10 protein-coding genes are annotated in these 8,872 nt (G+C 58.4%); 9 read left to right on the top strand and 1 reads right to left on the bottom strand.

Annotated features, from left to right (window positions below; genetic code table 11):
* Positions 1 to 44: 44 nt before the first annotated feature.
* From ACU0FH_RS10680 to ACU0FH_RS10640, 9 genes are read left to right on the top strand one after another with little or no spacing between them, the layout of a single operon-like run.
* Entirely contained in the window at positions 45 to 662 is a 618-nt protein-coding gene (locus ACU0FH_RS10680) for an SCO family protein (RefSeq protein WP_067264364.1), read from the top strand.
* A complete protein-coding gene (locus ACU0FH_RS10675) occupies positions 659 to 2,026 on the top strand; it encodes a M23 family metallopeptidase (RefSeq protein ID WP_136720529.1) in 1,368 nt (455 codons plus the stop codon). Before ACU0FH_RS10680 ends, ACU0FH_RS10675 begins: the two co-directional genes overlap by 4 nt.
* A gap of 3 nt (positions 2,027 to 2,029) precedes the next feature.
* Positions 2,030 to 2,488 carry a DUF411 domain-containing protein gene (locus tag ACU0FH_RS10670; protein ID WP_446194595.1) on the top strand — a complete coding sequence of 153 codons (459 nt, stop codon included), beginning with the start codon at positions 2,030 to 2,032 and terminating at the stop codon, positions 2,486 to 2,488.
* A gap of 22 nt (positions 2,489 to 2,510) precedes the next feature.
* A complete protein-coding gene (locus tag ACU0FH_RS10665; protein ID WP_446194594.1) occupies positions 2,511 to 3,293 on the top strand; it encodes a ZIP family metal transporter in 783 nt (260 codons plus the stop codon).
* The gene (lspA, locus tag ACU0FH_RS10660; protein ID WP_082852052.1) at positions 3,277 to 3,771 is read left to right on the top strand and encodes a signal peptidase II; all 495 of its coding nucleotides are present in this window, start codon (positions 3,277 to 3,279) and stop codon (positions 3,769 to 3,771) included. Before ACU0FH_RS10665 ends, lspA begins: the two co-directional genes overlap by 17 nt.
* Entirely contained in the window at positions 3,768 to 5,339 is a 1,572-nt protein-coding gene (lnt, locus tag ACU0FH_RS10655) for an apolipoprotein N-acyltransferase (RefSeq protein WP_446194593.1), read from the top strand. The genes lspA and lnt overlap by 4 nt, the downstream gene beginning before the upstream one ends.
* Positions 5,339 to 5,506 carry a hypothetical protein gene (locus ACU0FH_RS10650; RefSeq protein ID WP_093744243.1) on the top strand — a complete coding sequence of 56 codons (168 nt, stop codon included), beginning with the start codon at positions 5,339 to 5,341 and terminating at the stop codon, positions 5,504 to 5,506. Before lnt ends, ACU0FH_RS10650 begins: the two co-directional genes overlap by 1 nt.
* Before the next feature lie 24 nt (positions 5,507 to 5,530).
* On the top strand, positions 5,531 to 7,450 hold the full coding sequence (locus ACU0FH_RS10645) for a penicillin acylase family protein (protein ID WP_093744242.1): 1,920 nt from the start codon (positions 5,531 to 5,533) through the stop codon (positions 7,448 to 7,450).
* Positions 7,447 to 8,439: a cytochrome c oxidase assembly protein gene (locus ACU0FH_RS10640; RefSeq protein WP_067264385.1), complete on the top strand. Its 993-nt coding sequence runs from the start codon at positions 7,447 to 7,449 to the stop codon at positions 8,437 to 8,439. The genes ACU0FH_RS10645 and ACU0FH_RS10640 overlap by 4 nt, the downstream gene beginning before the upstream one ends.
* A gap of 237 nt (positions 8,440 to 8,676) precedes the next feature.
* Here the strand turns inward: ACU0FH_RS10640 and ACU0FH_RS10635 are convergent.
* Positions 8,677 to 8,872: iron dependent repressor, metal binding and dimerization domain protein (locus ACU0FH_RS10635; RefSeq protein WP_446194592.1), on the bottom strand; the 196-nt coding region annotated here is incomplete at its 5' end.

Raw genomic sequence — 8,872 nt, 5'->3', positions numbered from 1 at the left:
GAGGTCCCAATTCTGGGGATCGCCGCGCGCGGGCCGGAAAGCTGATGCAGCGTCGGCAATTGTTCCAATACGGTGCAGGCGCTCTGGCTATGATGCTTGGTATCGGCTGGTGGCGCGTGGATGGTCCCGGCGCTCCGAAACCTACTGGCCAAAGGCCGCTCCCCCTAACGGTGATGGATTTCCGACTGACCGATCACGAAGGCCATGAAGTGGGCCCAGAAACCCTGATCGGACGGCCGACCATGGTGTTCTTCGGGTTCACCTACTGCCCGGATGTCTGCCCCACGACGTTATCGGATATCTCAGGCTGGCTTGAAGATCTCGGAGACGAAGCCGCGCAGATGAACGTGGTCTTCATCACGGTCGATCCGGCGCGTGACACGGTCGAGGCCATGGCCGAATATGTCGGCTATTTTCATCCGGCCATTCGGGGTTGGACCGGAACGGAAAACCAGATTACCCGCGCTACAGAAGGGTTTCGGGCTTCGTATGAGCGCGTCCCGACCGAGGGAGGTGACTACACGATGAACCATACGGCAAGCATATTCCTTTTTGGCGCCAACGGTGAGTTCGTCACCATGATTGACCACCACGAGCCAAGAGAATTCGCAGTACCGAAGATCCGACGTGCGTTGACAGAAGATGTAGAGATCACAACATGAGAATAAGAGTTGCCTCGGTGGCCCTGGTTGGCGCCTTTTCGATGACTGCCATCGCCACCTTAGAGTGGTGGTCCAAAGAACCGGTGCCCCAATCGATTGCCGAAGCAACGCAATGGGCGCCTGCTGCAGTTTTGGAACCGCGACTTGCTGATAGCGTCATGACAGTTCCCAAAACCACACAAGTCGACGGAGCGCGCAAAATCCTAAACGTCCCTCTCTTGCAGCCTGACGTCACCGAAACCGCCTTGCCAGAAATTGAACCGCCCTTGGTGACTTGGACGCGTCAAATCGCGTCGGGTGAGACGTTGGATGCAGTTTTAGCGAACGCCGGCGTTGCCGCACCCGCCCGTGCGGAGATCGCTCTCGCACTTGGAGTGGAATATGATCTGCGCCGATTGCGCCCAGGCCATGAGATCACCGTGATCTCAAACGCGGACGGCAATCCGAAGCGCGTAGAACTGGCCATTGACGATGGAGTGCGGATCGAAACGGTTTTTGGTGAAGAACTTCTTACGCGCGTATTGGAACCAGACCCTGAAGTGGTGATTTTCGCAAGCGAGGCGGTGGTTGAAAGTTCGATCTCCGCAGCGTTGGACAAGGCAAAGATACCTGCACGCTTCGCGGTCGATCTGGCACAGATGCTGGGCGGCACAATCGATTTTCGACGTGAACTCTCCGGGGGTGAGAGGATGCGTCTCCTTTGGCGCGAGGCGCGAGAAGGAAACAAAAGGATTGGCCAGCCCGAGCTTGCCTTTGCCGCATTGGACCTTGCTGGATCGGTCTATGAGATCGTCTGGCCGGATGACGGCAGCGGTCAAGCGACGATCTATGTGGATGGAGAGGTCCTGCGTGTCTTTGCCCAACCGGTGGAAGGAGCGCGGCTGAGTTCCGTCTTCGGCCGTCGCACGCACCCGGTCTATGGGAATGTACGCATGCACACCGGCGTCGACTTTGCTGCGGCCCGCGGTACGCCTGTAAAAGCAACGGCGCCTGGACGCGTGAGCTTCATCGGACGTCGTGGTGGATATGGCCGGGTGGTGGAGATATCGCATGGTTCCGACACCCTGACACGATACGCACATCTCAGCGAGGTGCCGGACACACTCGAACAAGGGCAGCGCGTGATGGCCGGAGACATGATCGGTCGCGTCGGTGCTACCGGCACCGCGACCGGCCCAAATCTGCATTATGAGGTTCTGGTCGATGGTCGCCCGACGGATCCTCTCTCAGACGACCGACTGGTAGAGGCGGCCGACCGGGATGCGGTTGGCCCGGCTGCACTTGAGCGATTGGCTGAGGCTCGCTCGCTACTGGCCGAGAGGCTCACCAGCGAATTTGTACAGACAACAACCGAAAGGCTTTAATCCATGAAACGACTGGCTCCCGCTCTTGCAGTCACGCTGGCCTTGTTTTCCGCGGCGCAAGCTGTCGCCGATGCGATCCAGATTGATGTCCGGAAGACAAACGGCTGCGGCTGTTGTCTGTCTTGGATGAAGCATCTTGAGGAAAGCGGATTCGCGCCGATAGGCGAGGACATGTTCGGGGGATCTCTTGTGCGATTCAAACTCGACACCGGCGTGCCTCAGCGCATGGTATCCTGCCATACGGCTTTGGTCGACGGCTACGTGATCGAAGGTCATGTACCGGCATCAGACATCCAGCGTTTGTTGGATGAGCGTCCAGATGCAGTGGGGGTGGCGGTGCCGGGTATGCCCTATGGCTCGCCGGGCATGGGACCGGAAGATGATCGCGAGGGCTACGATGTCTTTTTGATCCAGGGCGATGGGTCGACCGAAATCTTTAGCAGCTATTTGGCCGCTGACTGACGTATCGGCGGGAACTCTGCGCTTGGAACCCTTGTCCCCAATAACTCTCGGCTTTCTTGGAAGCCTTGCCGCCGGATCGCTGACAGCGGTCGGGGCGACCCCCGTTCTCTTTGGACGCGTCCCCTCCCGTGCCACGCGCGATTTGCTGCTTGGCTTCGCGGCGGGTGTCATGCTCGCTGCTTCATTCTTTTCGTTGATCATTCCGGCTCTCGACGCAGCCGAAAGACAGTTCGACAACGGTGCTCTCCCGGCAGCCATCGTTTGTGTTGCGATCTTGCTTGGCATGGGGGCGGTCGCTCTGATGAATGAACGACTGCCGCATGAACATTTCAAAACGGGGCGAGAAGGGCCCGCCGCCGCATCTCTGCGCCGCGTCTGGCTCTTCATCATAGCGATCACGATCCACAATTTTCCCGAAGGGCTTGCCGTTGGTGTCGGGTTTGGGGCTGATGGTTTCTCTGGTGGCTTGCCGCTCGCGATTGGCATCGGGCTGCAAAACGCGCCCGAGGGTCTCGCCGTAGCGGTCTCATTGCTTGGTGAGGGGTATTCCAGGCGCCGTGCGTGGGGGGTTGCCGCCCTGACAGGTCTTGTCGAGCCGGTAGGCGGGCTTCTTGGCGCTGGCATCATCGGCATCTCGCAGCCCCTGTTGCCATGGGGCCTCGCCTTCGCCGCCGGGGCGATGCTCTACGTAATCAGCCACGAAATCATTCCCGAAACCCACCGATCCGACCATCAAAACAGGGCGACTTTCGGTCTCGCGGTCGGCCTCGTGATCATGTTGTTCCTAGATGTATGGCTGGGGTGATGAGATGAAACAGTCCCATTTCCAAGGCTTCATTGCGGCTGGAACTGCTTTTCTTGTTGATCAGGTGACAAAAGCAATCGTCGTCGCTAATGCGACAGATTTGAGCGCCGGAATTCCGGTCTTTCCCAGTTTTAATCTTATTTACTTGCGCAACGATGGCGTGACATTCGGACTGCTTGGTGGAGCACCATGGTGGGGCCTTGCGACCTTGGCCCTAGCCATCTGCGGCTGGTTGACCGTCATGCTGGTACGCACTGACAACCGGGTTGAGGCTATCGCCTATGGTGCGATCATCGGTGGCGCGCTCGGCAACGTCCTCGACCGCATTCGATTTTGGGGTGTGACGGACTTCCTCGATTTCTACGTCGGCTCCACGCATTGGCCCGCCTTCAACATGGCGGATGTGTTCGTGGTCGGTGGCGTGGGGCTGCTGCTCTTAGCACCGTGGTTAGCCGCTAAACTTCAGACTGGCCCATGATGACGGGTTGGCTGCAATTGACTGGCTGCAGCCGTTGCTTTCCCCTGCGATCAGGGATTAGCTTTATGGCGGGCGGTTTAACGGTTTTAACCCTTCCACCGTTCTCATGGATCATCGCTGTTCCAGTCGCCTTCTCAGCACTCTTTCTCGTGCTCATGCAGGTTTCCACCGCGCGCGCCTTCGTCATCGGCTGGATCTTTGGAATGGGCCAGTTCCTGTTTGGAATTTCCTGGATTGCCGAAAGCTTTTACGTCGATTCCGAACGTTTCGGTGCCCTTGCGATCCCAGCAGTCGCGGGACTGGCCGCCGGACTGGCCATTTTTCCAGCTATTGCGGCGATGTTATTTGCCACCATAATGCAGCGCCGTGCTGTCGGCGGGATTACGGCAGCTCTTCTGCTTGCAACGTGTTGGGTTGCCGCGGAATGGCTGCGTGGTCATGTCCTGACGGGGTTTCCCTGGAACCTTGCTGCTTATGCCCTTGTCGAACATGCCCCCCTGCGCCAACCCGCCGCATGGGTCGGAAGTTACGGTCTGGGCTTTGTCACGGTATTTATCAGCATATTGCCAGGTGTGTTCATCGCAGCCGCGCCAAACAGCCGCGCAGCTGTTTTGGCGCTCTTTGCCGTCGCGGTGACGGTAATTTGGGGGGGCGGTGTGCTTCGGCTAAATCAGAACGTGCCGCCAACGGACATTGCTTTGCGCATCGTCCAAGGCAATGTGCCGCAAGTCGAGAAGTGGGCGCCGGGCAGCCGCGAACGCACGCTGGAAAAATACCTCGGCTTGTCCGCGCAACCCGGACGCTTCGACCTGCTGCTGTGGCCGGAAACGGCCTTTCCCGGTTTTCTGGACGAAGACGCCTTGGCGCGCAGGCGGTTATCCACGGTTTTGCCAGACGGTAGGATCCTTTTGACAGGTGTGCCTGACCGCGTAGAGAGGGATGGGGGAACCCGATATTTCAACACGGTTCAGGCCTATGACGGCAGCGGCGAAATTCTAACGGGATATGCAAAACATCATCTTGTTCCGTTCGGGGAATATGTGCCCCTGAAAGGTTGGCTGCCGATCGAGCGCCTGGCCGAAGGTTTGGGTGATTTCACGCCGGGACCAGGGCCACGAACGCTGGCAATTCCGGGCGCGCCTCTGGTTGCGGTGGCAATCTGTTACGAGATCATTTTTCCGGGCCACGTGGTCGATGATCTTTTCCGCCCCGACTGGATTTTCAACGCCACGAATGATGCCTGGTTCGGAACCAGCATCGGGCCCGAGCAGCACCTTGCCACCGCGCGCATGCGCGCGGTCGAAGAGGGCCTTCCGGTGATCCGGGCGGCCAACACCGGGATTTCCGCGGTCATCGACGCCAAGGGAGAGATCATCGCGCGCCTCGAGACCGGACAAACTGGAGTCATAGATGCCAGCCTGCCGACAGCGCTTGCGCCCACACCTTACGCTCGTTTCGGTGATTGGACATTGCTGGCGCTCATCTGTGCGGTCTGGGCCCTAGCCTTTACCGTCGGATTGGCCGGACGACGTTTCAATTCAGAAAAATCAAAATCGGAGGACTCGTGATGCTGGTGCTCGCAGGCTTTGTCGGAGGGGCGCTCTGGGGTGGCTATCTGGCGCAACGGCGGAAAGGGAACCGCCTGGATATACTTCAGTACGCGACAAGCTTCAGTATTGCTTTCGGCCTACTCGCTTTTTTCGCCTCGGTGATCCTCTTGCGCATCACGTCTTGAGATTACTTTGGTACCGGCAACGAATTGAGACGACTGTTCAACATATTACTGTACTTGCTCCTGGCGGTTTTTGCATCAGGACTGGCCGTATCCGGTGTCGTCTACTTTCTTTTGCGCGCCTCCGTCCCCGACTATGACGAGGACTTCAGAGTTGCGGGAATCGAAGGTCCAGTCGATATTCTGCGAGATGCTGCGGCCATACCGCACATTTCTGCAGACTCTGCTGCGGACGCCTATTTCGCGCTTGGTTTCGTTCACGCTCAGGACAGGCTTGGCCAGTTATTGCGGGCAAGGCGGGCAGCGCAAGCCTTGTTGCCACTTGACCAGACGTTCGAAGTCGAGCCTTCGACAGCCCAGGCGCTCGACGCATATGCCGCAGGTGTCAACGCGTGGCTTGGTCTGGTATCCGAAGGCGGGCGCGGCAGAGGCTCACCCGATCTGTTGATCGCGGATGAGAGAATGATCGCAGCCTGGAGACCCGTCGATAGTCTCAGACTTGCTCAAGCGTTTCTGAACGATCTTCAATCCGAGAGTCGCCAGAGTGACCTGTCCGGCTTGTCAGACCGACCTTTTTTGCCCGAGCTGTTTGTGACCTCGCCCAAGGTCAGCCTCGAAGCTTGGGCGTTGCCTGGAGACAGAACAGCTATGGGAGCACCAATTCTCACCGCCGATATACGTGGCCCCTTATCGCTGCCTTCTGAATGGTACCTGGCGGATATTCAACTCCCGACCGGAGCCGCGATTGGGGCTACAATGCCGGGTGTGCCCTTCATTGTCGTCGGTCGCAGCGAACGCGTCGCTTGGGCGTTCCGATCTGTGTCACTGAAAACCCTGAAAGAGCCAGTGAGTCCCACCGCTGCGAAGGCCGGCAGTTTTCTGATGATGCTTGACCGTCTGGCGCGGTCCGCCGATGTGAACGATGCTATGGACGCAAGCATGAACCTGGCACCAGCCGGATTGGAGATTCTTGCGATCGACCGAGAAACCCTTGCTCGCTGGCCTGACAGGGAGGTCGAAACTCCTTTATCGTTTCGAGGCGCCCGTCTGGCTGCTCTTGATGAGCGGCAGCCGATATTCTCGGTCGAGGGCGCGATTGCGGTGCAGCGCGACACGGTCAGCGCTGCCGCGCGGGCGCTTCTTCCTATAATGGCAAAAGAGCTTTGGTTCGTGGGTTCCACAGGTGCTCTCGAAGAGAACCGCGCAGATAGGCTTCGCGGCGTTATTCTGAATCAACTTGCCCGATGGAATGGCGACATGGATCGCTTTTCACCGGAGCCGCTCTTGTTCTGGGCCTGGGCGCGCGCGTTGCAAAAACGGATACTTCAGGATGAATTTCCATCCGCGACGAAGGTCTGGGCCAGGCCAAATGCCGATGTCCTATTTGCGGTGCTTTCAGATCGCGGAGGGAGCGCAATCTGGTGCGACATCCGCCCGTCCACCCCCATCGAGACCTGCCAGGATCAGGTTCGTGCGGCCTTGGATGATGCCATCGGCTGGCTTGTCGACCGCTACGGACCCGATCCGTCCGCTTGGGTCTGGGGCGAAGCACACGCTTCGAATATGAAGTGGGCACCAATCCGATCGAGCGGGATCATCAGCGATCTGCTGTCTCTCGAAGCCCCATCTTCGGGCGCTCCCGACACGCTGATTGCAACATTGTTTGCTTCTGACGATGACCGCCCCTTCGCGACCAGCGCGGGCACCAATTTTCAGGCGGTCATGTCGTTTTCGGAAGAAGCCGGTTCCTATTTCATCGCGCCCGCCGGTCAGTCCGGCCACCCGCTCTCACGATTCTATGAAAACCTGTTTCCAATGTGGATGCAGGGCAAATACCTCGCGATGTCCACTGATCTGTCCTTGGCCCGGGGTGGCGCTGTGGGAACATCCCGACTTTTACCGGCATCTGTCCAAAGGCCAACAATACAAGATGACATGAGCCAATGATCGCCTACTTCCTCCTTTTCGACCCGTTTGGATACGCGATTTCGCCAGTGTCCCTTGTTTCCGTCAGCTTGGCCGCATGGATCTACATGCGCGGCGTCGCGCGATCCACACGGCTGCGCGGGACGGTTTCCATTTGGCGGCAAGCCCTGTTCTTCGCTGGCTTGACCTGCATTCTCGCGGCCACGAATGCGCCTCTGGCTTCGTTGGGGCACAGCCTCTTTTCGGCGCATCAAGTGGAGCACCTTCTCCTCCGCCTTGCAGGACCACTGCTCATCGCGGTCTCGCAGCCGTGGCGATTCCTGCAAGTCGGTTTGAACAGACGGTGGCGTCGATACCTCGGCGCTCTTGGAAAATCTATTGCATTGCGGTTCTTGGCACATCCGGTAACCGCCACTGCCGCGCTCATCACGTCGCTCTTTATCTGGCAGATTCCACTGCTTTACGGACTTGCGCAGCGCATCGCGGCGATCGAGATGTTCGCCCATTTTGCGATGGTTCTGGCAGGGATCTGGTATTTCGGCATGCTCTTCGACCCGAGAGATCCCCCTGAGGGCGCGAGGCGCGGCGCAAGGCTGATCTCTGGTTTTGCGGTGATCGTTTCAAACATTTTTCTGGGTTCCCTGACGACACTCAAAGAGGTGAGCCTCTATGCCTCCTACCAAACGGCGGCAACCGGGTTGCTTGATCCCCTGTCCGACGAAACCATGGGTGGCTATACGATCTGGGTCCCGTCCTCGATGCTGATGATCGCCGCGATCATTCTGGTCTTGAACGGGTGGAACGCGGCCGAGGTGCGTCGCTGGAATTCACGATACGAGTTGGTGCGAGGCTCGAACTCCGCGGCGCTCGAGTTTCCGGAAACGGCCGAAGAATTGCGTCTGAAAGTGGCAAAGCCAAACCGCGACATGGGCCGGACGCTCGCCATAGGCGCCTTGGTCATGTTCTTCATCGTCATGACGACGGTGGTGACTATTGTCTATGCGCTTTGAACAGAGGAGCAAATCAAAGGTTGTACCCACGTCTTTTCCCGCGATCGACATTTTCGCTGCACCGTCGTCGCAGTCAGAGATTTTGGGCACACTATCTCGGGCTGGCCAAGCTCAGAGGACACGAACGATTTTCTGCACTAAAGTTGACCATCAGAACAGACCCACCAGCCTTTGACTGCTGACGCCGCCGCCTCCTGAGTCTTGCTTTTCTGAATTTCGCGAGAACTTGATGCTGCGCTACTTGCCGCTCTGAGATTGCAGGAGGGCGTGTTCGAAGGCCTCCAGCGTGGTCGTGCTGACGTGATGCTCGATCCCCTCCGCATCGCGTTCTGCAGTCTCTTCGTCGATTCCCAGGCTGAGGAGAAACGCGACAACGACTCCATGACGGCGGCGACAGGCCTCGGCCAATTCTCGGCCCGCATCGGTTAGAAAT

It is taken from the genome of Heliomarina sp. (assembly GCF_052826185.1).
Note: the sequence above shows the minus strand (reverse complement) of the source record. Positions and strands in the feature narration are given on the sequence as shown.